Consider the following 25,065-nt stretch of genomic DNA (forward strand, 5'->3'; position numbering starts at 1 on the left):
CCCCCCCGTGCGGGGGGGCCCCGGGGGCGTAGCCGCCAGTGCCTCCGTCGTGCGCCCGCTCGCCGGCGTCTGATCGAGTGGTCGGAAGATGCTCTTCGTGGCGCAGTGAAGAGCATCTTCCGACCACTCGATCGTGGGGCGGACGCGAGCGGGCGCGTGGGGCGCGTGGCGGGCAGCGGGGAGCGAGCGGGCGCGTGGAACGCGAGGCTCCCCTCGCGAGGAGCGTCCACGGGCGTCGTCCGTACCGCACCTTGGTGGATATATTCGAGTGGTCAGAAGATGCTCTTCGTGGTGCGGTGAAGAGCATCTTCCGACCACTCGATCGTGGGGCGGGCGCGTGCGGGCGCGTGGGGTGCCCCCGCGCACGAACTCGCCCACCCCGCACGCACGACGGAGGCCCCGCACGACGAGCGTGCGGGGCCTCCAGGCGATGCGGCTGACGCGTCAGTGCGAGTCGTCGACGTCCTTCGCGAGCGTGCCCAGGTAGAGCTCGATCACCTTCGGGTCGTCGGCGAGCTCGCGGCCGGTGCCCGAGTACGCGTTGCGCCCCTGGTCGAGGACGTAGCCGCGGTCGCAGATCTGCAGGCAGCGGCGGGCGTTCTGCTCGACCATGATCACCGAGACGCCGGCCTTGTTGATGCGGCGGGTGCGGATGAACGTCTCGTCCTGGCGCACCGGCGACAGGCCCGCGGACGGCTCGTCGAGCAGCAGCACCTTCGGGTCCATCATGAGCGCGCGCGCCATGGCGACCGACTGCCGTTCACCGCCCGAGAGCGATCCGGCCCGCTGACCGCGACGGTCGGCGAGCACCGGGAACAGGTCGTAGATGTACTCGAGTCGCTCGGCGAACTTCTTGGGGCGCAGGAACATCCCCATCTGCAGGTTCTCCTCGATGGTCAGCGACGGGAACACGTTGTTCGTCTGGGGCACGAAGCCGACGCCGGCCTGCACGAGCTTGTTGGCCTTGAGGTTCGTGATGTCCTCGCCGCCGAGGGTGACGGCGCCCGAGTGGATCTTGACGAGGCCGAACAGCGCCTTCAGCAGGGTCGACTTGCCGGCGCCGTTCGGGCCGATGATGCCGATCAGCTCGCCCGGGTAGCAGACCAGGTCGCAGCCGTTCAGGATGTTGACCCCGGGCAGGTAGCCCGCCACGAGGTCGCTGGCGTTCATGATCGGTTCGATGCCCGCGAACTTCTCGGTTCCCGGGTGCATCTGCGTGGTCGAGGCGCTCATGCCTTCTTGTCTCCGGTCTGCTGGTCGTCCGCCGCGTTGGTGGCGGCGGGGGTCGAGGGGTCGGGTGAGCCGGGCAGGTCGCGTCCGGCGATGCCGCCGCCGGTGGCCGAGGAGGCGCTGGTCGCGTCGTCCGCGCGGGCCGCGTCCTCTGCGGCCACCTCCTGCTCGAGCTCCTCGAGCACCGCGTCCGTCAGCAGCGAGTCGTCGCCCAGGTCGGTGTCGTGGTGCGCACCGAGGTAGGCGTCGATCACGGCCTGGTCGTCCATGACGGTGTCGGCGGGGCCCTCGGCCACGACCTTGCCCTCGGCCATCACGATCACCCAGTCCGAGATGTGGCGCACCATGTGCATGTCGTGCTCGACGAAGAGCACCGTGGTGCCCTCGTCGCGCAGGCTCTGGATGTGACCGAGCAGCGACTGCGTCAGGGCCGGGTTCACGCCGGCCATCGGCTCGTCGAGCATGATCATCTCGGGGTCGCTCATGAGGGCGCGGGCCATCTCGAGCAGCTTGCGCTGACCGCCCGACAGGCTGCCGGCGTAGTCGTCGCGCTTGTCGTCGAGCTTGAACCGCTTCAGCAGATCTTCGGCCTTCGCGGTGATCTCGCGCTCGCGGGCCTTCCAGAGCGGCGGGACGATGCCGACGAAGAAGTTCTCGCCGGGCTGGTCGCGGGCTCCGAGCAGCATGTTCTGCATCACGGTCAGGCGAGACAGCGCCTTCGTCAGCTGGAAGGTGCGCACCATGCCGGCGCGCGCCACCTTGGCGGCGCCGACGTTGCCCATCGGCTTGCCGTCGAAGACCCACTTCGCCGTGCCCTCGCCGCGGTTGAACGCGGTGGGGGCCGACGAGGCCTTGTCGAACCCGGTCAGGAGGTTGAAGAACGTCGTCTTGCCGGCCCCGTTCGGGCCGATCAGCGCCGTGATCGCGCCGCGCTGCACCTCCACGTGTCCGACGTCGACGGCGGTCATGCCGCCGAAGCGACGCACGACGTTGTCAACGGTCAGGATGGGGTCGGGCTTCGACGAGCCCGGGGTGCGGTCGACGCCGGTCAGCTTGGCGCGGAGGGCGTCGCGGTCGTAGTCGTAGCCGGCCTTGCGTGCGCGGCCACCGGTCGTGGTTGTCTCAGACACTGAACGACAGCTCCTTCTTGTTACCGAGGATCCCCTGTGGCCTGAAGATGATCAGGCACATGAGGGCGACGCCGACGAGCACGTACGAGAACTGGTCGGCCTGTTGGTTGCTCATGATGCTCGCGGGGATGAAGTCGCCGGCCAGGGTGCGGATCAGCAGTCGGACCACGAAGAACAGGATCGCGCCGAGCACCGGCCCGAACACGGTCGCGGCGCCGCCGAGCAGCAGGGCCGTCCAGATGAAGAAGGTCGTCGAGCGGCCGAGCGCGTCGGGCTGCACCGACGAGGGCAGCACGTAGATGATCCCGGCGAGCGAGCCGATCACACCACCGAAGACCAGCGCCTGCATCTTGTACGAGAAGACGTTCTTGCCGAGGCTGCGCACGGCGTCCTCGTCTTCGCGGATGCCCTTCAGCACACGACCCCAGGGGCTGCGGCTGAGCAGGAACACGATCACGCAGAGCAGGGCGACGAGGCCCCAGGCCACGATGCGGATCCACCAGCCGCTGACCCCGTTGTTGTCGTAGGTGAACCAGAGGATCGTGGTCTGACCGTCGGGCAGGGGCGAGAGGGCGGTGAAGGCGTCGCGGTACGACGAGCCGGTGATGCCGTTCGAGCCGCCGGTGACGTCGGTGAGGATGCTCGATCTGCCGACCATGCGGATGATCTCCGCCGCGCAGATGGTGACGATGGCGAGGTAGTCGCCCCTCAGCTTCAGGGTCGGCACACCGAGGATGAGCGCGAAGATCACCCCGCAGAGCAGACCGATCAGCACGGCCACCCCGATCGGCAGACCGCTGGTCAGCGAGATGGCGAAGCCGTAGGCGCCGACCAGGAGGAAGGCGGCCTGACCCATGTTGATCAGCCCGGTGAAGCCGAAGTGGATGTTGAGGCCGATGGCCGCGAGGGCGAAGGCCGCCGTGGTGGGCGCGAGCGCCTCGCCGGTGAGGGCACGGAGCAGTGAGATGACGTAGTCCATGAGTAGTCCCCTTAACCGATCCGCTCGGCGCGACCGAAGATGCCCTGCGGCCTGAACAGCAGGATCACGATCAGGATCAGCAGCGCGGTGGCGTACTTGAAGTCACCCGGCAGCACCAGGTTGGTCAGCTCGACGATGACGCCGATGATGAGCGAGCCGGCGAGGGCGCCGAACGACGTCCCGAGTCCGCCCAGGGTCACCGCGGCGAACATGAGCAGCAGGATCTGCAGACCGGTCATCCAGTTGACGCCGTTCAGCACGAGCCCGAGCATGACGCCCGAGAGGCCGGCGAGGGCGGCCGCGACGGTCCAGACCAGGCGGATGATGCGGTCGACGTCGATGCCCGAGGCCGCGGCGAGAGCCGGGTTGTCGGACACGGCGCGGGTGGCGCGACCGGTGCGGGTCTTCGTGAGGAAGAGACCGGTCAGCACCAGCACGACGATCGAGATGCCCATGGCCACGTACGACTGCACCGTCAGGGTGATGCCCGCCAGGGTGACCGTCGACGGGTTCGCCGTCTGGATCCGCACGGTCGCGGCGCCGAAGAAGTACTGGAACGCGTACTGCAGCGCGATCGAGAGGCCGATGGTGACGATCATCAGCTGGGTGAGACTCAACCCCCGCCGTCGGAGGGGCTTCCAGATCGCCCAGTCCTGGATGAACCCGGTCGCGGCGCAGATGACGACGGTGATCATCGCGGCCAGGAAGATGTTCATGCCCAGCTGGTTCGCGAAGACGTAGGCCAGGAGGCCGCCGAGGGTCACCTGCTCGCCGTGCGAGAAGCTGCTGAGCCCGGTCGTGCCGTAGATCAGCGAGAGGCCGATGGCCGCCAGCGCGAGCAGCAGGCCGAGGCGGATGCCCGAGGCGAGCTGCTGACCGACGCGCTCCCAGTTGAAGGCGGCGGCTGAGTCGCCGGTGGTGGCGCCCTCGGTCGCGCTGAGCTGGAAGATGACGCCGGCGTTGGCGCCGAGCGTGGCGTTGACCATGCGCTCGTCCTGCTCGGCGTTCGTCAGGAACTCGCCGTCGGGCAGCGAGTCGGTGTCGAGGGCGACCGTGTACTGACCGCCCTCGGTCACGGGCAGGGCCCAGCGGCCGGTGCCGTCGACCTCGGCCGTGCCCTCGAAGCCGCCGGGCCCCGTCACGGTGAGCACGACCCCCGAGGCGGGCTCGCCCTCGGAGGTGCGGATGCTGCCCTGGATGCAGGCCGTGGCGTCGTCGACGGTGCACGAGGCGGTCGCCCCGCCCTGGGCCCTGGCGGGCTCGGGCGCGATCATCACGGACAGGAAGGCGCCGGCGAGTGCGAGCAGCAGCGTCAGGACTGTGACGAACAGGGCTGGCCGCAACGGTGTCGGCGGAGCGATGGTCGTGTCGGGTTTCACGGAACCTCCTGGACAGGTGCCAGTCGGGGCGATGCCCCGGGTGCCGCTGGCTACCGTCGTTGGTGACGCTACTTTCGCCGTGTGTCGGCCATGTTTCGTGCACGACACAGGCAAGAGTCGAAAAATCGTCGCTGTTCTGTGACCTTTTCGCGCCTCCTCGGCTGTTTCCGACCGTCGAGCCCCGGAATGCAGGAGGCGCGGAGAGGGTTAACATCGACTACCGGCACTCGACGGCGATCCGGTGCACACCGCCCCCCATCCGCTCCTTCGAAGGGCACTCATGGACCAGCCGGATCCGTTCGGATTCATCGGACTCACGTACGACGACGTCATGCTCCTGCCCGGGCGCACCGACGTGATCCCGAGCGAGGCCGACACCTCGTCGCGGTTGACGAAGCGCATCCGCGTGGCCGTCCCGCTGCTGTCGGCCGCCATGGACACCGTCACCGAGTCGCGCATGGCCATCGCCATGGCGCGCCAGGGCGGCATCGGCATCATCCACCGCAACCTCTCGATCGTCGACCAGGCGGCGCACGTCGACAAGGTCAAGCGCAGCGAGTCGGGCATGATCACCAACCCGGTGACGACCAGCCCCGATGCGACGGTGGCCGAGGTCGACGCCCTCTGCGGTCAGTTCCGCGTCTCCGGCCTCCCGGTCGTCGAGGCCGACGGCACGCTCGTCGGCATCATCACCAACCGCGACATGCGCTTCGTGTCGACGTTCGAGATGCAGACCACCCTCGTGCGCGACGTCATGACCTCGGCACCGCTCATCACGGCGCCCGAGGGCGTCGACCCCGACTCGGCCATCGCGATCTTCGCCGAGCACAAGATCGAGAAGCTGCCGCTGGTCGACGCCGCCGGCAAGCTGCGCGGTCTCATCACCGTCAAGGACTTCGACAAGAGCGAGAAGTACCCCGACGCCACCAAAGACGACGAGGGGCGACTGCGGGTCGGAGCCGCGATCGGCTTCTTCGGCGACGCCTGGGAGCGCGCCTGCGCACTCCGCGACGCCGGGGTCGACGTGCTCGTGGTCGACACGGCCAACGGCGAGAGCTCGGGCGAGCTCGACATGATCCGCCGCATCAAGGCCGATCCGTCGTTCGCCGCGATCGACGTGATCGGCGGCAACGTCGCGACGCGCTCGGGTGCCGAGGCCCTCATCGAGGCCGGGGCCGACGCCATCAAGGTCGGCGTGGGCCCGGGCTCGATCTGCACCACCCGGGTCGTCTCGGGTGTCGGCGTGCCCCAGGTCACCGCCGTCTACGAGGCGTCGCTCGCGGCGCGCGAGGTCGGCGTGCCGGTCATCGCCGACGGCGGGCTGCAGTACTCGGGCGACATCGCCAAGGCGCTGGTCGCCGGGGCCGACACCGTGATGCTCGGCTCGCTGCTGGCCGGCTGCGACGAGAGCCCGGGCGACCTGGTCTTCGTCGGCGGCAAGCAGTTCAAGAACTACCGGGGCATGGGCTCGCTGGGCGCCATGCAGACCCGCGGCAAGAACACGTCGTACTCGAAAGACCGGTACTTCCAGGCCGACGTGCCCTCCGACGACAAGCTCATCCCCGAGGGCGTCGAGGGCCAGGTGCCCTACCGCGGCGCGCTGGGCAACGTCGTCTACCAGCTGACCGGCGGCCTGCGCCAGTCGATGTTCTACGTCGGCGGTCGCACCGTCGCCGAGCTGAAGGCGAAGGGCAAGTTCGTCCGCATCACGGCGGCCGGTCTGAAGGAGAGCCACCCGCACGACCTGCAGATGGTCGTCGAGGCTCCCAACTACCGCCGCTAGTCCGCCTCCCCGCCCCGCGCTGCGGCGCGGTGCGCTGTCCAGAACGGGCGAGTCCGGCGGAGCCGGTCGTGTCACCACGCCCGCCTCCGCCGGACTCGCCCGTTCGCCTGTCCGCGGGATGTGCACAGGGGACCCGCGAGGCGACCTGCACAGGAGCCGGCGACTCAGCTCCGTCCACAGGGCGACGGAGACCACCGGCCGACCGCCCGTGGGCCCGCCACCCTAGGGCGATGCTCCTCACCTCGCGTCACCCGGGTCTCATCCTCAGTCGCGACCTCGCTGCTCTCGGGCTCGATGACGCCGAGCTCCGTCGAGCCTGCAGGCGTGGCGAACTCGTCGGCGTCCGCCGGGGAGCGTATGTGGAGTCCGCTCTGTGGCGGCGGCTCGGAGTCGACGAGCGATACCGGCTGACGGTCGTCGCCGCGGCGGCCGCGTGCCGGACCCGGGTCGTGGTCAGCCATCTCTCGGCCGCGGTGCTGCACGGCCTGCCGCTCGTGGGGGCGCCGCCGCCGGTGGTGCATGTGCTCGTGGCCCCGCCGGGAGGCAGTCGTCGTGAGCACGGCTTCGTCAAGCACGCCCGCTCCGACTACGACCTGCCGGGTCTGCCGCAGATCGATGGCGTGCTGGTGACACCCGTCGAGACGACCCTGGTCGACGTGTGCCTGACCGAGTCGTTCCTCCGAGCGGTCGTCATGACCGATCACGCGCTGCGCATCGGAGCGGTCACCCTCGAGCAGCTGGCTCAGGAATTCGCGTCGCGCGACACCGCACGAGGCGCGACCCGTGTCCGCGCCGTGCTGCAGTTCGCCTCCCCGCTCTCGGCGGGGCCCCTCGAATCGGTCAGCCGAGTCGGGTTCCGGCTGCTCGGGCTGCCCGACCCCGTGCTGCAGCATCCCCTGTTCGACGCGACGGGTCGGAGAGTCGCCATCGTCGACAACTGGTGGCCGCACGCAGGAGCGGTCGGAGAATCCGACGGTCGCATCAAGTACACCGACCCGGCGGTGATGAACGGTCGCACCGTCGAGCAGGTCGTCATCGACGAGAAGCATCGTGAAGACGAGATCCGGTCCCTGCCCGAGGTGCAGGGGTTCGCCCGCTGGGGCTGGTCGACGGCTCTCGACACCCGCCGCCTCGGTGAGGTCTTGGCCCGGGCGGGCGTCTCACCCGAGTCGACGGCGCGAAAGCGGGCGAGTTCGATCGAGACGGGCGCCTCCGGTGGCCCGTTTCCGCCGGACTCGCCCGCTGACGGGGGCCCAGCGGCGGGGGAGCGAACCGGGCGCGAGCGACCCGGGGGCACGAGCCGCGCCTCCGGTAGGGTGGCCCGGTGACTGAGGTAGAGATCGGCGTATCCAAGCGCGCCCGCCGTGCGTACGCATTCGACGACATCGCGATCGTCCCGAGCCGACGGACGCGAGACCCGCGCGACGTGTCGGTGAGCTGGTCGATCGACGCGTTCACGTTCGAGTCGCCCATCATCGCGGCGCCGATGGACTCGGTCGTCAGCCCCGCCACGGCCATCCGCATCGGTCAGCTCGGCGGCCTCGGCGTCCTCGACCTCGAGGGCGTCTGGACCCGCTACGACGACCCGGAGGCGGTGCTCGCCGAGATCCGCGGCCTGCCGGAGGCCGAGACGGTCGCCCGCATGCAGCAGATCTACGCCGAGCCGATCAAGCCCGAGCTGGTCACCGCCCGCCTCGCCGAGATCCGCGCCGCGGGGGTCACCGTGGCCGGCTCGCTGAGCCCGCAGCGCACCCAAGACCTGTACCAGACGGTCGTCGACGCCGGTGTCGACGTCTTCGTCATCCGTGGCACGACGGTGTCCGCCGAGCACGTGTCGAAGACGACCGAGCCGCTCAACCTCAAGAAGTTCATCTACGAGCTCGACGTCCCGGTGATCGTCGGCGGCGCCTCGACCTACACGTCGGCGCTGCACCTGATGCGCACCGGCGCCGCGGGCGTGCTCGTCGGGTTCGGGGGCGGCGCCGCGTCGACGACCCGCGCCTCCCTCGGCATCCACGCGCCGATGGCGACCGCCGTCGCCGACGTCGCCGGGGCGCGCCGCGACTACCTCGACGAGTCGGGCGGGCGCTACGTGCACGTCATCGCCGACGGCGGCCTCGGCACCTCGGGCGACATCGTCAAGGCCGTCGCCTGCGGCGCGGATGCCGTCATGCTCGGTGCCGCGCTGGCCCGGGCGACCGACGTGCCCGGCGGCGGGTACCACTGGGGCGCCGAGGCGCACCACCCCGAGCTGCCCCGGGGGCGCCGTGTGCACGTCGGCCAGGTCGGCACGCTCGAGAAGATCCTCTACGGCCCCGCCGAGACGGTCGACGGCCAGGCGAACCTGATCGGCGCCCTGCGACGCTCGATGGCGACGACCGGCTACAGCGACCTCAAGGAGTTCCAGCGCAGCGAGGTCGTCGTCGCCCCTTACCAGCCTCACTAGCCGGTCGCCCGTCCCCAGCTGAGCGCCGCCTCATGGCGGGCTCGGCCGTGGGGGCGTTGGATGGACGTGTGGGCGCGACGAGCGTCCCCGTTCCGATCCAACGATGGAGGCTCGCATGGCCAGGTCCGCGTCCGTTTCGCTCTCGACGAAGCTCGGCCCCGACGAACGGGCGGCCGCCGTCGAGGTGATGAAGACCAGAGAGCTCGACATCCTCGTCATCGGCGGCGGCATCGTCGGCGCCGGCTCGGCCCTCGACGCCGTCACCCGGGGTCTGAGCGTCGGCATCGTCGAGGCCCGCGACTGGGGCTCGGGCACGTCGAGTCGTTCGTCGAAGCTCGTCCACGGCGGCATCCGCTATCTCGAGCAGTTGAACTTCCGGCTCGTGCGCGAGGCGCTCATCGAACGGGGGCTGCTGCTGCAGCGCCTCGCGCCGCACCTGGTCAAGCCGGTGCGGTTCCTGTACCCGCTGAGCAAGCCCGTCTACGAGCGGTTCTACATCGGTGCCGGCATGGCGCTCTACGACATCTTCAGCTGGACGGGCGGGCGCCCGCCCGGGGTGCCGCACCACCGGCACCTGACCAAGACGCAGGTGATGCGGGCGATCCCGAGCCTGTCGAAAGACGCGGTCGTCGGCGGGCTCACGTACTACGACGCCCAGGTCGACGACGCGCGCTACGTCTCGTCGCTGGTCCGCACGGCGTCCGCCTACGGGGCTCATGCGGCCAGCCGCATCCGCGTCGAGGGGTTCGTCAAGGTGGGCGAGCGCGTGGTCGGCGTCAAGGCGCACGACTACCAGACGGGCGAGCACTTCGAGATCCGGGCGAAGCAGGTCGTCAACGCGACCGGCGTCTGGACGGACGACACGCAGGCCATGGTCGGCGAGCGGGGCCAGTTCAAGGTCCGGGCGTCGAAGGGCGTGCACCTGGTGGTGCCCCGCGACCGCATCCACTCCGACATGGGCATGATCTTCCGCACCGAGAAGAGCGTGCTGTTCGTCATCCCGTGGGGTCGCCACTGGCTGGTCGGCACCACCGACACCGACTGGGATCTCGACAAGGCGCACCCCGCGGCGACGGCGGCCGACATCGACTACATCCTCGAGCACGTCAACAAGGTGATGGCTGTGCCGCTCACCCGTGACGACGTCGAGGGCGTGTACGCCGGGCTGCGACCGCTGCTGGCCGGCGAGTCCGACCAGACGTCGAAGCTGTCGCGCGAGCACATCGTCGCCCACACCGTGCCGGGGCTCGTGGTGGTGGCGGGCGGCAAGTGGACGACCTACCGGGTCATGGCCGAAGACGCCATCGACGAGGCCGTCGCGGCCCTCGACGGCCGCATCCCGTCGAGCACCACGATGGAGATCCCTCTGATCGGCGCAGAGGGGTACCACGCGGCGTGGAACAAGCGCGGCAAGATCGCGAAGGCGTTCGGCGTCCACAAGGTGCGCATCGAGCACCTGCTGAACCGCTACGGCACCACGACGGACGAGCTGCTCGACCTCATCCGCGACGACCCGTCGCTGGCCGAGCCGCTGCCCGGCGCCGACGACTACATCCGCGCCGAGGTCGTCTACGCCGCCAGCCACGAGAGCGCCCTGCACCTCGAGGACGTCCTCGCGCGCCGCACCCGCATCTCGATCGAGGCGTGGGATCGCGGCGAGTCCGCGGCGCCCGTCGCGGCCAAGCTGATGGCGGGCGTGCTCGGCTGGAGCGACGACGAGGCCGAGGCCGAGGTCGCGAACTACCTCAAGCGGGTCGCGGCCGAGCGCGCCAGCCAGCTCGAACCCGACGACGAGTCGGCCGACCGGGTCCGTCTCGAGGCTCCCGACATCGCCTTCGGCTTCGAAGAGGACGACATGGTGGTGCCCGGTGCCGATCAGGGAGGCGCGCCCGAGCCCGGCGAGAGCGTCGTCGAGCCCGCCGGCACCCCCGGCGACGACACCTCCGCCGACCGCCCCGGCGGCAGCGTGGGCTGAGCCGCGGGGGTCGCGGGGCGACCGACCTGCAGGAGGCGCGGCGACGGGACGACCGTCGCCGCGCCTCCTCGGCGTCCCGGGAACAAACCCCGTGGGCATGCCGTTGCACCCACCGTGAGCAGCCCGGCCTCGGCGTCGTCACCCGACGCTAGGCTGAGACGACTGCCCCCGAGTGCACTGGAGACGAACCATGGTTGACGTGCGTCGAGTCAAGCTCCCCGGCGTCGGGGTGCTGCACACCTTCATCACGGACGACGGCGGCAAGTGCGGCGTCATCACGCACCGCTCGGGTCACAGCGACCTCATCACGTTCAGCGACGAGGCCGACGCGGCCGACGTCACGAAGGTGTCCCTCCGTCTGAGTGAAGACGAGGCCCACACCCTGGCCGAGCTGCTGGGCGGCACGCGCATCACCGAGTCGCTCTCGGCGCTCGATCAGATCCCGGGTCTCAGCATCGACTGGTTCACGGTCGACTACGACGACCACATCGCCGGGCAGCCCCTCGGCGATCTCGGCGCCCGGGGCGTGGTCGGCCTCACGGTCGTCGCCGTCGTGCGCGGCGACGCCGCCAACCCCGCGCCGTCGGGCGACTTCAAGGTGTTCCCCGGCGACACGCTCGTGGTCGCGGGTTCCCCTGAGAAGGTCGCGAAGGCGTTCTCGTACTACCGCACGGGTGAACTCAAGCACCGGTCGCCGGTCGACGCTCCTCCCGGGGGCTGACGCCCGTGCACCTGGGTGAAGAGCTGATCGTCCTCGGCATCCTCCTGCTGCTCGCGTACGTCCTGGGCAGGGCCGGCAAGCTGATCGGCCTCCCGTCGATCCCGGTGTACATGCTGGTCGGTCTGCTGGCCAGCACGAACACGGGGTGGTTCCCGCTCAGCTTCGAGACCGACAGCATCGAGCTGATCGCGATCTTCGGGCTGATCCTGCTGCTGTTCAACCTCGGTCTCGAGTTCGACCAAGACGAGTTCTTCTCGAACGCGGGGCGGCTGATCGTCTCGGGCGGCAGCTACATCCTCGTCAACATGGGCGTCGGGCTCGTCTTCGGCTTCATGCTGGGCTGGGGAACCCGCGAGGCCCTGATCATCGCCGGCATGACGGCGACGTCGTCGAGCGCGATCGTGACGAAGCTGCTGATCGAGCTCAACCGGCTGGCGAACCGCGAGACGCCGATGATCCTCGGCGTGACGGTCGTCGAAGACATCTTCATCGCGATCTACCTCGCCGTGGTGTCGGTGGTGCTGAGCGGCGAGACGGACCCGCTGCCGGTGATCCTCAAGCTCGTCGTCGCCTTCGCGTTCCTGGTGATCATGTTCTCGATCGCGCGCTGGGGCGGCAAGGTCGTCTCGCGGCTGATGCGCACCAAAGACGACGAGCTCTTCACCGTGCTGTTCTTCGGTCTCGCCGTCCTGTTCGGCGGCCTCGGCGAGGTGCTGGGCGTCACCGACGCCATCGGCGCGTTCCTGATCGGTCTGATCGCCGGGGCGACCCGCTACCGCAACCGCATCGAGCAGTTCGCCCTGCCGATGCGCGACGTCTTCGGCGCCTTCTTCTTCTTGAACTTCGGGCTCGGGCTCGACCCCGCGCTCTTCCCGACGGTGCTCGGGCCCGTGGCGATCGCGATCGGCATCACCGTCGGCCTCAACATCCTCGCCGGGCAGTTCGTCGCGTGGCTCAACAAGCTCGGGCCGCAGGCCGGCATCAACACGGCGGCGATCCTGCAGAACCGCGGCGAGTTCGCGCTCATCCTGGCGACCCTCTCGATGGGGGCGGGCCTCGACGAACGCCTGCAGCCGTTCGCCGGTCTGTACGTCCTGGTCATGGCCGTCGTCGGTCCGCTCCTCGCGTCGAACTCGGAGCGCATCGGCGGAGTCCTGCTCCGCTCGCGCAAGCGCGCCGAGCGCGAGGAGATCGAGCGCCGACGCCGCGAGAAGGCAGCCCGCGGCACCGACGAGATAGCCCTGATGGAGGCGGCGCTCGCCGATCCGGACGCCGCCGAGTCGGTCGATGGCGCACCCGAGACCGAGCCCGAGCGCGTGCGGCGCCTCGGCCCCGGGGTGACGACCGCCGAGGGTGCGGCCGGGCGCCCGGGCGGCCCCGCCGGTCGCCCCGGCGGCACCGCGAACGGCGCCGCGGACGACGACGACGACCTCGACGACCTCGACGAGATGGACGCCGCCGAGGCCGCGCTCTGGGCCGAGCAGGCCGGCCAGCAGTCCGACCAGCGGGCGACCCGGCAGCGCGACCCCGAGTACTAGGCGCACCCAGCGGGGTCACCGGCGGCCGACGGTACGATGCCGTTCGTGAGCCGCACCGACGAACGTCCCCTGACGACCGGTCCCGACGGCTCGCCTCTGCCCGAGAGCATGTGGCAGGTGGCCCGTCGCGGTCGCTGGATCGCGATGCTCGCGCTGTCGCTGGTCATCTCCGGCATCTTCGCCTGGCTCGGCCACTGGCAGCTCGAGCGCAGCATCGAGAGCGGTCAGGTCGCCAACCCGGAGACCGAGACGGTCAAGGTGCTGTCCGACGTGACCGAGCCGCAGACCCCGTTCTATGACAGGGTCGGCGGTCAGATGGTCAGCGTGACCGGCGAATTCGCGCCCGACGACTTCCGCGTCGTCTCCGACCGCGTCAACGACGGCGATCTCGGCTACTGGCTGATCGGACGCTTCGTCGACGACGCGAACGGGGCGTCTACGGCGGTGGCGCTCGGCTGGTCGGCCGACGAGTCCGACGCGACCGAGGCCGAGGCCGACGTGCCCGTGGGCACCGAGCTGACGCTGACGGGTCGGTACTCGCCGAGCGAGGCTCCCTCCGACGGCGACTTCGAGAACGGCCGCGAGACGGTCGTCTCGGTCGCGAGTCTCGTCAACGAGTGGGGCGACTTCGACGGCTCCGTCTACGGCGGCTACGTCGTGGCGGCCGACAGCTGGGGCGAGCTCGAGCAGATCAGCTCGCCGGCACCGGACTCCGACGTGTCGCTGAACTGGCTCAACATCTTCTACGCCATCGAGTGGGTCGTCTTCGCCGGCTTCGCCATCTTCCTCTGGTTCCGTCTCGTGCGCGACGCCTACGAGCGCGAGATCGACGAGGCCGAAGAGGCCCGCCTCGAGGCCGACGCGACCTCCTGACCCACCCGCCCCGCGCCTCCTCGGCGACTCTCGGGCCGGTCGCCCCCGAGTAGAATCGACGCCATGCCTCCCAAGCCCCGGCAACGCGACATCCCGAAGATCCCGGGTGCGGTCAAGTTCTACCGCGTCTCGGCGTACATCACCGGCGTGATGCTCCTGCTGCTCATCTTCGAGATGGTGTTCAAGTACACGCCCCTCCAGCTCGAGATGCAGCTCGGCGGCGAGGGCGGGTTCCTCGTGCCCGAGGGCTCCATCACGACCGGGTTCAACCTGTCGACGGCGATCCTCATCGCCCACGGCTGGCTCTACGTCGTCTATCTCTTCGCCGACTTCCGTCTCTGGAGCCTGATGCGGTGGCCGTTCTCGCGGTTCCTCATCATCGCGCTCGGCGGCGTCGTGCCCCTGCTCTCGTTCTTCGTCGAGAGCCACATGACCAAGCTGGCGTTGCGCGAGCACGCCGCTCTCGTCGCCGACAAGGCGGCCAGGCCCGATCAGACCACCCCGAAGCCCCAGGGAGCATCCGCGTGACAGAAGCCACCGAGACCGCCCAGAGCCCCGTGCTCGTCGTCGACTTCGGTGCGCAGTACGCGCAGCTGATCGCCCGACGCGTGCGCGAGGCCAACGTCTACTCCGAGATCGTGCCGCACACGATCACCGCCGCCGAGATCGCGGCGAAGAACCCCGTGGGCATCGTCCTGAGCGGTGGCCCGTCGAGCGTGTACGAAGAGGGCGCACCGGGTCTCGACCCCGCGATCCTCGACCTCGACGTGCCCGTGCTGGGCATCTGCTACGGGTTCCAGGCCATGGCGAAGGCGCTCGGCGGCGAGGTCTCGCAGACCGGTCAGCGCGAGTACGGCGCGACCGACGTCACCCTCGTGCCGGGTGAGAGCACGCTGCTCTCGGGTCAGCCGCTCGAGCAGACCACGTGGATGAGCCACGGCGACTCGGTCTCGAAGGCCCCCGAGGGCTTCGACGTGCTCGCCTCGAGCGCCTCGACCCCGGTCGCGGCGTTCTCCAGCGACGCCCGCAAGCTCTACGGCGTGCAGTGGCACCCCGAGGTCAAGCACTCGTCGTTCGGTCAGGCCGTGCTCGAGAACTTCCTGCACCGGGCCGCGGGCATCCCCGCCGACTGGAACAGCGGCAACGTCATCGCCGAGCAGGTCGAGCGCATCCGTGCGCAGGTCGGCACCTCGCGCGTCATCTGCGGGCTGTCGGGCGGGGTCGACTCGGCCGTGGCTGCGGCGATCGTGCACGAGGCCGTCGGCGACCAGCTGATCTGCGTGTTCGTCGACCACGGTCTGCTCCGTGCCGACGAGCGTCGTCAGGTCGAAGAGGACTACGTCGCCTCGACCGGCGTGCGTCTCGTCACGGTCGACGCCGAGCAGCAGTTCCTCGACGCGCTGGCCGGGGTCACCGACCCCGAGCAGAAGCGCAAGATCATCGGCCGCGAGTTCATCCGCAGCTTCGAGGGCGCGGCCGAGGCGCTCGTGCTCGAGGCGGCGGCCGAGGGCGAGTCCGACGTCAAGTTCCTCGTGCAGGGCACGCTCTACCCCGACGTGGTCGAGAGCGGTGGAGGCACGGGTACGGCCAACATCAAGAGTCACCACAACGTCGGCGGCCTCCCCGAAGACCTGCAGTTCGAGCTCGTCGAGCCGCTGCGCACGCTCTTCAAAGACGAGGTCCGCGCCATCGGCCGTGAGCTCGGTCTGCCCGAGGTCATCGTCGGGCGCCAGCCGTTCCCCGGGCCCGGTCTCGGCATCCGCATCGTGGGCGAGGTGACGCACGAGCGTCTCGAGCTGCTCCGCGCGGCCGACGCGATCGCCCGCGCCGAGCTGACCGCCGCCGGCCTGGACGACGAGATCTGGCAGTGCCCCGTGGTGCTGCTCGCCGACGTCCGCTCGGTGGGCGTGCAGGGCGACGGCCGCACCTACGGTCACCCGATCGTGCTGCGCCCCGTGTCGTCCGAAGACGCGATGACGGCCGACTGGACCCGCCTGCCGTACGACGTGCTGGCCCGCATCTCGAACCGCATCACGAACGAGGTCGACGGGGTGAACCGCGTCGTGCTCGACGTCACGTCGAAGCCGCCGGGCACCATCGAGTGGGAGTGACGCGCGACGTCGCTCTCGTGGTCTGACCGGTCGAGTCGACCGGCCCGGAGACGCCCCTCGCGTTCGCGTGAGGGGCGTCTTCCGTGTCGCCCCCGTGGCGCGTCCCGTGCCGGGGCGGGCGTGCCGCTCTGCTCGAATGGTCAGAAGATGCTCTTCGAGGGCCCCGGAAGGACATCTTCTGACCACTCGATCACGGGGGTGAGCGCCACACGCGAGCCCCGCGCGTACGCGCACGACGCACGCGAAAGCGGGGCCCGCTCCTCTCGGAACGAGCCCCGCCGTGGGTGCAGCCGTGTCGCCTAGTCGTTGCCCCGCAGGATCGCGAGCATGCGCAGGATCTCGACGTAGAGCCAGATCACGGTCATGACGATGCCGAAGGCGGCCGACCAGCCGTAGATGCGCGGGGCGCCGCGCTCGACGCCCGTCTTGATCTGGTCGAAGTCGAGCACCAGCGAGTACGCGGCCATCAGGATGACGACGATGCCGATGAGGAACCCGATCGGGATGCCGAAGATCTCGCCGCCGCGGAGACCCCACGGGTTGTTGTTCGCGCCGAAGGCCATGAGACCGAGGTTGAGCAGCGAGAAGAGGCCGTAGCTGACCATGCCGATCATGAAGATCTTGGTGGCGCGCTTCGACGCACGCACCTTGCCGCTCTTGAAGAGCAGCAGGGTGACGGTGAACACGGCGGCCGTGCCGAGCAACGCCTGGGTGACGATGCCGTCGAACTGGTTCTCGAAGATCACCGAGATGCCACCGACGAAGAGACCCTGGGCGGCCGAGTAGGCGAGCACGAGACCGGCCGACGGCTTCTTCTTGAAGATGTTGACCAGCGCGAGCACGAAGCCGGCGATGGCGCCGACGATCGCGAGCGCCGGGACGAACCAGCCCACTGCGGCGCCGACGAGCACGACCGCGAAGGCGAGGAGCGTCTTCGTGATGGTGTCTTCGTAGGTCATGCGGTCGGTCTGCGACGGGCCGGCCGAGGGCTGCGTGTAGAGGTTCTGCAGCTGCTCGGCGGTCATGCCGTCGTACTCGACGGGGCGCTGGCCAGCAGCGGCGCCGGCCTGCTGCTGCCGGATCACGGCAGCGCCCTTCTCAGAGAAGGCCGGCGACTGACTGAAGCCGGGATTCGAGAATGCCATCAGGATCCTTGTCTTGGTGATCGTGTCGGCCGCCGAGGGACTCGTCGACCGTTGGACAACCGTAACGGTTGGTTTGTCTCGGATGGCTGGGGATACGCCTGATGAGAGCCGTATTCGCGCCGAGCGAACATGCAGTTCGTGCACCGTTCACGCGGCGGCGGTCGGAAGCGACCGGGACGTCGAGGGAGGCGCGCTACCGTGGCCGCGTGACCCCCGTCCCGCTCGTCATCGCCCACCGCGGAGCCAGCGGCTACCGCCCCGAGCACTCCGAGGCCGCGTACCGCCTGGCCGTCGAGCTCGGAGCCGATGCGATCGAGCCCGACATCGTGGCCAGTCGCGACGGAGTGCTCGTCCTCCGGCACGAGAACGAGATCTCGGGCACGACCGACGTCGCCGACCGCCCCGAGTTCGCGGATCGCCGCACGACGAAGCACATCGAGGGCGCCGACGTCACGGGCTGGTTCACCGAGGATCTCACCTGGGCCGAGCTCTCGACCCTGACCGTGCGCGAGCGGCTGCCCGAGTTGCGTCCGCGCAGCGCCGAGCACGACGGGACGGGAGGCATGCTCCGTCTGTCCGATCTGCTGCGCCTCCTCGATGCCGCCGACCGGCCGGTCGGGCTGGTCGCCGAGATCAAGCACGCCGCCTACTTCGAGTCGATCGGGCTGCCGCTCGACTCGCTCGTAGCCGACGAGCTGCGGGGCGCGGGCTGGGCGGGCGACGAGCGCCTCACGATCGAGAGCTTCGAGCGGACCGTGCTCGACCAGGTGCGGGCTCGTGGCGTCGGCGCGCGCTACGTCTACCTGCTCGAGAAGCGCGGGGCGGCGGCCGACCTCGTCGCGAGTCTCGGCTCGGCCGCGCCGACCTACGCCGAGCAGCTCGACGAGTCGTCGCTCGTGGGCCTCGCCGCCGACGGTCTGCACGGCATCAGCCTCGACAAGACGACCCTGATCGACGCCGACGGGACGACCGACCCGCGGGTCGTCGACCGGGCGCACGCCGCGGGGCTGCAGGTCTTCGCGTGGACGCTGCGGGCCGAGAACGCCTTCCTGTCGAAGGCGCACCGGGGCCCGGGCGGGCGCGCGGCGCAGGGGCACCACGCCGACGAGTTCCGTGCCCTGATGGCCCTCGGTCTCGACGGGGTCTTCGCCGACCAGCCCGAGCTCGCGATCGCCGTCCGCGACACACTCTGAGCGGCCGACCGACGCCGGGGAGCCGAGGAGGCGCGGTGCCCGTCCACCTGCACCGCACCTCCTCGGCCCCACTGTCGGTGGCCCCGTTTAGACTGACCCGGACATGACGATCGTGCTCGACCCCTCAGACCCCACCGGTGCCGCCGGCGACCCCTTGACGGCCGGGCTCAACCCCCAGCAGAAAGAGGCGGTCGAGTACCGCGGGCAGTCGCTGCTGATCGTGGCCGGCGCGGGCTCGGGCAAGACGAGCGTGCTGACCCGCCGCATCGCCGGGCTGATCGCGTCGCGCGAGGCCTGGCCGAGTCAGATCCTCGCCATCACGTTCACCAACAAGGCCGCGGCCGAGATGCGCGAGCGCGTCGCCCACCTGGTCGGGCAGGCCGGCGAGGGCATGTGGATCTCGACGTTCCACTCGGCGTGCGTGCGCATCCTGCGGCGCGAGGCCGAGCAGTTCGGCTTCACGAAGTCGTTCACGATCTACGACTCGGCCGACTCGCGGGCCCTGCTCAAGCGCATCCTCAAGCAGCTCGACGCCGACACCCTCGGGTTCACCGTCAGCCAGGCGTCCGGCAAGATCTCGAAGCTGAAGAACGAGCTGACCGACGTCGAGACGTACGCGCGCCAGGTCAACGCGGGCGACCCGCAAGACGTGATGTTCCTCGAGATCTTCCGCCAGTACACCCGCGAGCTGCAGCGGGCGAACGCCTTCGACTTCGACGACCTCATCGCGCAGACGGTGTTCCTGTTCCGGGCGTTCCCGCATGTGGCGGCGACGTATCAGCGGCGGTTCCGCCACATCCTGGTCGACGAGTACCAAGACACGAACCACGCCCAGTACGCGCTGATCCGCGAGCTGACCCGGCCGGTCGATCCCGAGCTGGTCGACGAGCTCGAGCGCGGCGGGCAGTTCGTGCAGACGATGCGCGACGGCAGCGGTCGGATCCCCGGGGCGTCGTTGACGGTGGTCGGCGACAGCGACCAGTCGATCTACGCGTTCCGCGGCGCCGACATCCGCAACATCGTCGAGTTCGAGCGCGACTTCCCCAACTCGAAGGTCATCCTGCTCGAGCAGAACTACCGCTCGACCCAGAACATCCTCGACGCGGCGAACGCCGTCATCGCCAACAACTTCGACCGTCAGGCCAAGAGCCTGTTCACCACGGTGGGGGCGGGCGAGAAGATCGTCGGCTTCACCGGGTACACCGGTCACGACGAGGCGCAGTTCGTCGCCGACGAGATCGCGGCGTTGCACGAGGCGGGCACGGCCTACAAAGACGTCGCCGTGTTCTACCGCACCAACTCGCAGACGCGAGCGCTCGAAGAGATCTTCATCCGATCGGCCATCCCCTACCGGGTGCTCGGCGGCACGAAGTTCTACGAGCGTGCCGAGATCAAAGACGCGATGGCGTACCTCATCTCGGTCGCGAACCCAGCCGATCCGATGGCGCTGCGTCGCATCATGAACGTGCCCAAGCGCGGCATCGGCCCGGCGACCGAGACCGCATTGCAGCGGTGGGCCGACACGAACGCGGCCGAGGCGCCGACCCCGCTCCGCGACGCGATGCGCAACGCAGACCAGCTGGGGCTCGGCCCCAAGGTCACCGGGGCGATCCGCGGGCTGGCGACCCTGCTCGACGAGGTGCAGAAGACCGCCGCGACGGCCCCGGTGCACGAGATCCTCACGGCGCTGATCGAGGGCAGCGGTCTGGTCGAGGTGCTGCGCGCCTCGCGCGACCCGCAAGACGAGGCCCGGGCCGAGAACATCGACGAGCTCGTGGCGGTCACGAAAGAGTTCCAGAAGAACAACCCCGACGGCACGCTGCTCGACTTCCTCACCGAGGTCACCCTCGTCGCGGCGGCCGACGACCTCGACGACACGAGCGGCACGGTGTCGCTGATGACGCTGCACACCGCGAAGGGGCTCGAGTACGAGGCGGTGTTCCTCACCGGTGTCGAAGAGGACCTCCTGCCGCACCGCATGTCGGCGAGCGAGCCGGGCGGGCCGGCCGAAGAGCGGCGTCTGTTCTACGTGGGCATCACGCGGGCGCGGCAGAAGCTGTTCATCTCGCTGGCGATGACACGCGCGCAGTTCGGCGAGGTCAACGTGGCGATGCCGTCGCGCTATCTGCAAGAGATCCCCGCCGAGCTCATCGACTGGAAGCAGTCGCCCGGCATGGCGAACGGTCGCGGCGGCACGCAGCCGCGGGCGCTCAACGCGCGACGCGAGGGTGCAGGCGGCGGGGGCGGTCTCGGGGGCACGCCCCGCGCTTCCGGCGGGTACGGCGGCGGCAGCTACGACCGGGCGACGGCTGCCTCGAAGACGAAGCCGAAGACCGAGTGGGCCAATCGGGTGACCGGCACGGTGCGCGACAACGGCGATCTCGAGCTCGAGACGGGCGACCGCATCTCGCACATCGACTTCGGCGAGGGTCGCGTCATGGCGGTCACGGGGGTCGGCGCTCGCCGCATCGCCGAGGTGCTGTTCGACTCGGCCGGCCGCAAGAAGCTGCTGATCAAGGTCGCACCGATCACGAAGGTCTGATCACCGCCGAGTCCGCCGGCCCTCGCGTCGAGGTCTGAGGCAGAGGGCCGGGCGGTCGGCGGACGACACGGACGCGGTGCTCGCCCAGCACGAGCACATCGCGACTGACGATCTTCACCGGCACTGCCGGGACCAGCGCCGACACGCTCTCGCCGCCCCGCTCGACGAGCGTGCCGTTGCCCGAGTCGAGGTCCTCCGCCCAGACCGACCCGTCGGGGCGGGCCATGACGCGGAGGTGGCGACGGGAGATCGATCGCGTCGGGTCGTCGATCGCGACCAGTTCGTCGCCGGTCGCCGTGTCGGTCGCCGGCTGAGAGGCGTGGTCGGTCTCCGGCTGGGTCGGGTGGCCCGTCGTCGGGTTCATCGCGGGCGCGGGGTGCGTCTGCGACTGCATCGTCGAGCCTGCCGAGGAGGTGCGGGTCGACCCCGTCGGCCGCCTCCCGATCACGATCGGTCGCCCTCCGATCTGCACCCGCGAGCCGTCGGGCAGCTCGAGGTCGAGGTGGCGGGGGCGGAGCAGCGTCGTGTCGAGGTCGTCGACGGGGTGAGGGGCGGCGGTGCTCGTCGCGGGCGCGGGCGCGGGCGCGGCCGCGGTGGCGGTGGCGGGTGCCGCTGCCGGCGCGGTGTAGGGGATCTGGGCGAGGCCCGGCATCGCCGTCGTCTCCGGCGGTAGGTAGGGCAATCGGACGACCCGCGAGAGCAGGCCCTGCTCGCGCAGTCGTGCCGCGCTCTCGGGGGTGAGGAGGTCGGGCGGCGCTACCGGGGATCTTCTGCTCTTCTTGTTCTTCCCTCGACCGGGTCGCACTCGAGACTCCTCTGTGGAAAACAAAACGGTCTACTTACCCTATGTGACATATTGGAGTCCGTCGCCCAGCCGGGGCGGCTCCGACCGAGAGAGATCACTCATGGCAAACGTCACCGTCACCTACGACGACCTCCGTACCCAGTCCACGCAGCTCCGCAACGGCCAGCGGGCCATCGAAGACCAGCTCGGGCAGCTCAAGTCGCAGATCACGAACCTCGTCTCGTCGGGCTACGTGACCGACAAGTCGTCCAAGGCGTTCGACTCGACCTACTCCGAGTTCACGACCGGCGCGACGACGACGATCGCGGCGCTCGAGGGTCTGGCCGGGTTCCTCGAGAGCGCCGCCAACGCGCTCGAGAGCACCGACGCGCAGCTCGCCAGCAGCCTGGGCTGACCCGACCGACCACCCCGTGGCCGCCCCGACACGACCGGGGCGGCCACTCTGACGAGAGGAGACCGGCATGGGGCGATCGACCCTGACGGTTCGCGGCAGTTCGCTCGAGGCGCTGTTCTCGACGCTGACCGTGATCAAGAGAGAGCTCGAGGCGGCAGACGGTTCGGCGGACGAGGCCGCCGACGCCTGCGGGCACGCGGGCCTCGCAGAACGCGTGAGGTCGTTCTCGACCGAATGGAACGACGTGAGGCGCGGCCTCTCCGAGTCGCTCGGCGACCTCGGGCGTTCGGCCGGGGCGTTGGCCGACGGCTTCTCCGAGGTCGAGAACCAGCTGGCCGGCCAGCTGGCCGGGCACCGCTGATGGCGGGCGAGTTGTGGGCGATGCCGGTGGCGCCGGTGTCGGGCGATGCGGGCCGGGTCGTGATGATGGCCGACCGGTTCGGATCGACGGCCGAGTCGATCCGGTCGGCGGCACGGTCGCTGCGGGCGCTGGACGACGGCGGGTCCTCCAGTGATGCGGTCGATGCGTTCTTGGCGAAGGCGGGCGTGCTGGCCGAGCAGATGGGTCGGGCGGAGGGGCGCTACGAGGCCGCGGGTGGTGCTCTGGTGGCATATGCGCGGGTGCTGTCCGTGGCGCAGGAGTCCGCGGATCGTGCTCTCCGTCAGTACGAGTCCGCGGTCGACGACCACGAGGTGAATCATCGACAGGCGGAGAGATTCCGCGGGGAGGCGATGCTCGAGCCCGACGAGCTGTCGAAGCAGTGGTTGGAGGACCAAGAACGGCTGCACCGGTCGAGAAGCGACGACGCGAGGAGGCGCGTGATCGATCTGGGGCGGGTGGTCGACGAGGCGCACGCCGAGGTCGCCGCAGCGGCGACGGTCGCGATCTCGCGTATCGACGGCGCGAGCGGCGACGGCCTGCGCGACTCGGTCTTCGACGACATCGGCGGCGCCGTCGGCGTCGCCTACGACGGCTTCCAGACCTGGATGGAAGACAACGACGCCTGGATCTCGATGGTCATCGACGCGGCATCTGTCGTCGGAGTCGTTCTGATGGGCATAGCCATGTTCATCCCGGGCGTGAACGTAGTCGCCCTGCTCGTCGCCGGGCTGGTCCTCGCGCTTTCGACCGCGAGGGCCGTGGCGGGAACGGGCACCTGGGAAGAGGTCGCGGTCGCTCTGCTGTCGATGGCCTTCGTCGGGTCGGGGGCCCTGGTGGGAAAGGGGCTGAGTCGATCCGTCGACACGCTCCGCGCGACGCGCACCTCGCAACTCATGGAAACGGGTGCAAGCCCCAGCCTGGCAAAGGCCTATGTCAGCCGCATGTGGAGCCGGTCGCGCCCAGGCATTCTGGATAAGAGCCTCGTCCGATCTCTAGGCGACCCTTTCGCCGCTCAGGTCTCCCGCTTCATCAGGCCACCCCGAGTGGCTGGCGTCCTCGACGACCCCGTCATCATCGCCGAGATGACGCGCAAATTGAATGGGATGCGCGGGTTTCAAGCTGCCGATCTAATTCTTTCCAGCTCTAACCAGGTTTGGAACATTTATCGAGATGTGACGAAGGCGAGATCTTCCATAGTCACCGGAGGTCGATGGTGACGAGGATTTTGGAAATGGCTGATCTTAGCGATCCTCATGGTCGTCGGCCAATAGTTCAATTGTGGCTGTATTTTTCAACCCCTTTGACGATAGTGATGACCCAGGGCGTCTATCTCATCTACGCTGCGACTGCCTTGGTCTGGATGGGGCAGGGACGAAGATCTGATGAGATCGCATCGATCTATGCGCCCTCTCCCGGTTATCCTCCCTTCGTGGCTCCGGGATGGATTTTTGCTATTCCTACAGCCCTCATCATGCTGACCCTGATCGTTATGCTCATTGGTCCGAAGGTGGGCCCGATCGCGGCCCATTCCTGGATGTTGCCGTTCGTCTGGGGGATCAACGGCCTCTTGCTTTCCGGTTACTCCATCTCCTTCGAGTATGCAGAGGGGTGGCCGACTTACGTCGTCTACTTCGCGGCGGTCATGGGGGCGTGCTCCGTGGTCGGGTTCGCGGCGGCGGTGGTCCGCAGCGTGCGGGAACGGGCCGAGCGGCGGCGTGAACAGGCGGTCGAGGCATGAGCCGGACGTTCGTGCATCGCTCGGCGAGTGGCGCGGCGCGGTCGTATTCGCTCGTACTGCCGGCGGGATTCGTCCATGTGGGCGGGTCGAGGTCAGCCGACACGGCTCTCGCCGAGGTCGTCGGTCAGCTCGGGCTGGTCGGTGACGACGAGCGCGACTTCCGAAGGCAGGCTCGCCCGATCCTCGACGGCATCCCCTCGACGCAGAGCGGCTTGCGGCTGCTCGACAGCTACGTCCTCGCAGGCACCTGGCCGGGCACCCGCATCTCGGCCACCATCACATGCGGGGTTGCGGACGTGCCCGCCGGCACCGACCCCGATGACACGCTGATGGCGCAGGCCGCCAGACACGGCGGATCGATCACAGCGGTCGCCGGCGAACCGGCCGTCTTCTGGACTGACGGCGGCGACGTGGTCGCACCTCCGCGCGTCGATAGACCCGTCGCCGTCCTGCGTCGCAGGACGACGCTCAGCCGCATCCACGGTCTCGCCTCGCATCTCTTCGTCGTCGTCGCCACCGTGGGCAGCGACGATCACGAGGCCGCCGAAGACCCCGACGGGAGCATCGCAGATGCCCTCTCCGACCTCCTGGCGGCGGTCGTCGAGAGCATCCGGTGGCGCGACGAAGCCGGCAGCACCATCACCGACCGGGCCACAGCGTGACCAGCACGCCGCACCCCCTGACTCACGACCCGCAAGGAG

At 69.5% G+C, this 25,065-nt stretch carries 22 protein-coding genes; 16 read left to right on the forward strand and 6 right to left on the reverse strand.

The window, feature by feature from the left end:
* Positions 1-444: 444 nt before the first annotated feature.
* From SOM13_RS07380 to SOM13_RS07395, 4 genes are all read right to left on the reverse strand, one after another.
* Positions 445-1,212 (reverse strand): ABC transporter ATP-binding protein, encoded by a 768-nt coding sequence (locus SOM13_RS07380; protein ID WP_371740764.1) that lies wholly within the window; start codon positions 1,210-1,212, stop codon positions 445-447.
* Positions 1,213-1,229: 17 nt separating this feature from the next.
* Positions 1,230-2,282 (reverse strand): ABC transporter ATP-binding protein, encoded by a 1,053-nt coding sequence (locus SOM13_RS07385; protein WP_197981995.1) that lies wholly within the window; start codon positions 2,280-2,282, stop codon positions 1,230-1,232.
* Between the two features lie 70 nt (positions 2,283-2,352).
* Positions 2,353-3,339, reverse strand: a complete 987-nt coding sequence (locus tag SOM13_RS07390) for a branched-chain amino acid ABC transporter permease (protein WP_192061064.1) — start codon at positions 3,337-3,339, stop codon at positions 2,353-2,355.
* An 11-nt stretch (positions 3,340-3,350) separates the two neighbouring features.
* Positions 3,351-4,718 carry a branched-chain amino acid ABC transporter permease gene (locus SOM13_RS07395; protein WP_243215248.1) on the reverse strand — a complete coding sequence of 456 codons (1,368 nt, stop codon included), beginning with the start codon at positions 4,716-4,718 and terminating at the stop codon, positions 3,351-3,353.
* A gap of 280 nt (positions 4,719-4,998) precedes the next feature.
* Between SOM13_RS07395 and guaB the strand changes: the two genes are divergently transcribed.
* From guaB to guaA, 9 genes are all read left to right on the forward strand, one after another.
* A complete protein-coding gene (guaB, locus tag SOM13_RS07400; protein ID WP_320479278.1) occupies positions 4,999-6,501 on the forward strand; it encodes an IMP dehydrogenase in 1,503 nt (500 codons plus the stop codon).
* A gap of 230 nt (positions 6,502-6,731) precedes the next feature.
* Positions 6,732-7,829, forward strand: a complete 1,098-nt coding sequence (locus tag SOM13_RS07405) for a type IV toxin-antitoxin system AbiEi family antitoxin domain-containing protein (protein ID WP_320479279.1) — start codon at positions 6,732-6,734, stop codon at positions 7,827-7,829.
* Positions 7,826-8,947, forward strand: coding sequence for a GuaB3 family IMP dehydrogenase-related protein (locus tag SOM13_RS07410; RefSeq protein ID WP_192061067.1), 1,122 nt, complete (start codon positions 7,826-7,828; stop codon positions 8,945-8,947). Before SOM13_RS07405 ends, SOM13_RS07410 begins: the two co-directional genes overlap by 4 nt.
* A gap of 115 nt (positions 8,948-9,062) precedes the next feature.
* The gene (locus tag SOM13_RS07415; protein ID WP_320479280.1) at positions 9,063-10,922 is read left to right on the forward strand and encodes a glycerol-3-phosphate dehydrogenase/oxidase; all 1,860 of its coding nucleotides are present in this window, start codon (positions 9,063-9,065) and stop codon (positions 10,920-10,922) included.
* Between the two features lie 190 nt (positions 10,923-11,112).
* The gene (locus SOM13_RS07420) at positions 11,113-11,643 is read left to right on the forward strand and encodes a cation:proton antiporter regulatory subunit (RefSeq protein WP_192061069.1); all 531 of its coding nucleotides are present in this window, start codon (positions 11,113-11,115) and stop codon (positions 11,641-11,643) included.
* Between the two features lie 5 nt (positions 11,644-11,648).
* Positions 11,649-13,181 carry a cation:proton antiporter gene (locus SOM13_RS07425; protein ID WP_320479281.1) on the forward strand — a complete coding sequence of 511 codons (1,533 nt, stop codon included), beginning with the start codon at positions 11,649-11,651 and terminating at the stop codon, positions 13,179-13,181.
* Positions 13,182-13,226: 45 nt separating this feature from the next.
* Positions 13,227-14,054, forward strand: a complete 828-nt coding sequence (locus SOM13_RS07430; protein WP_243214512.1) for an SURF1 family protein — start codon at positions 13,227-13,229, stop codon at positions 14,052-14,054.
* A 63-nt stretch (positions 14,055-14,117) separates the two neighbouring features.
* Positions 14,118-14,582: a DUF3817 domain-containing protein gene (locus tag SOM13_RS07435; protein WP_192061072.1), complete on the forward strand. Its 465-nt coding sequence runs from the start codon at positions 14,118-14,120 to the stop codon at positions 14,580-14,582.
* Positions 14,579-16,165 carry a glutamine-hydrolyzing GMP synthase gene (gene guaA / locus SOM13_RS07440; protein ID WP_243214514.1) on the forward strand — a complete coding sequence of 529 codons (1,587 nt, stop codon included), beginning with the start codon at positions 14,579-14,581 and terminating at the stop codon, positions 16,163-16,165. The genes SOM13_RS07435 and guaA overlap by 4 nt, the downstream gene beginning before the upstream one ends.
* A 299-nt stretch (positions 16,166-16,464) precedes the next feature.
* On the opposite strand, the gene SOM13_RS07445 is transcribed toward guaA, so the two are convergent.
* The gene (locus tag SOM13_RS07445; RefSeq protein WP_192061074.1) at positions 16,465-17,310 is read right to left on the reverse strand and encodes a Bax inhibitor-1/YccA family protein; all 846 of its coding nucleotides are present in this window, start codon (positions 17,308-17,310) and stop codon (positions 16,465-16,467) included.
* Positions 17,311-17,516: 206 nt separating this feature from the next.
* On the opposite strand from SOM13_RS07445, the gene SOM13_RS07450 reads away from it, so the two are divergent.
* Both SOM13_RS07450 and SOM13_RS07455 read left to right on the forward strand, forming a co-directional pair.
* Positions 17,517-18,503, forward strand: coding sequence for a glycerophosphodiester phosphodiesterase family protein (locus SOM13_RS07450; RefSeq protein ID WP_320479282.1), 987 nt, complete (start codon positions 17,517-17,519; stop codon positions 18,501-18,503).
* A 103-nt stretch (positions 18,504-18,606) separates the two neighbouring features.
* Entirely contained in the window at positions 18,607-21,045 is a 2,439-nt protein-coding gene (locus SOM13_RS07455; protein WP_192061076.1) for an ATP-dependent helicase, read from the forward strand.
* Here the strand turns inward: SOM13_RS07455 and SOM13_RS07460 are convergent.
* A complete protein-coding gene (locus tag SOM13_RS07460) occupies positions 21,032-21,850 on the reverse strand; it encodes an FHA domain-containing protein (RefSeq protein WP_320479283.1) in 819 nt (272 codons plus the stop codon). The genes SOM13_RS07455 and SOM13_RS07460 overlap by 14 nt on opposite strands.
* 100 nt (positions 21,851-21,950) lie before the next feature.
* Here SOM13_RS07460 and SOM13_RS07465 point away from each other — a divergent pair, with 100 nt between their 5' ends.
* The 5 genes from SOM13_RS07465 to SOM13_RS07485 all read left to right on the forward strand — a co-directional run bounded on the left by SOM13_RS07465 (position 21,951) and on the right by SOM13_RS07485 (position 25,026).
* Positions 21,951-22,244: a WXG100 family type VII secretion target gene (locus SOM13_RS07465; protein ID WP_320479284.1), complete on the forward strand. Its 294-nt coding sequence runs from the start codon at positions 21,951-21,953 to the stop codon at positions 22,242-22,244.
* Between the two features lie 67 nt (positions 22,245-22,311).
* Complete coding sequence (locus SOM13_RS07470; RefSeq protein WP_320479285.1) at positions 22,312-22,605, forward strand: hypothetical protein; 294 nt, start codon at positions 22,312-22,314, stop codon at positions 22,603-22,605.
* The gene (locus tag SOM13_RS07475) at positions 22,605-23,843 is read left to right on the forward strand and encodes a putative T7SS-secreted protein (RefSeq protein WP_320479286.1); all 1,239 of its coding nucleotides are present in this window, start codon (positions 22,605-22,607) and stop codon (positions 23,841-23,843) included. The genes SOM13_RS07470 and SOM13_RS07475 overlap by 1 nt, the downstream gene beginning before the upstream one ends.
* 14 nt (positions 23,844-23,857) lie before the next feature.
* Positions 23,858-24,364, forward strand: a complete 507-nt coding sequence (locus SOM13_RS07480; protein WP_320479287.1) for a hypothetical protein — start codon at positions 23,858-23,860, stop codon at positions 24,362-24,364.
* Entirely contained in the window at positions 24,361-25,026 is a 666-nt protein-coding gene (locus tag SOM13_RS07485; RefSeq protein ID WP_320479288.1) for a hypothetical protein, read from the forward strand. The genes SOM13_RS07480 and SOM13_RS07485 overlap by 4 nt, the downstream gene beginning before the upstream one ends.
* Positions 25,027-25,065: the final 39 nt, after the last annotated feature.

Origin of the sequence: Frigoribacterium sp. CFBP9030 (assembly GCF_034045195.1) — a bacterium.
In the GTDB taxonomy this organism is placed as follows: domain Bacteria; phylum Actinomycetota; class Actinomycetes; order Actinomycetales; family Microbacteriaceae; genus Frigoribacterium.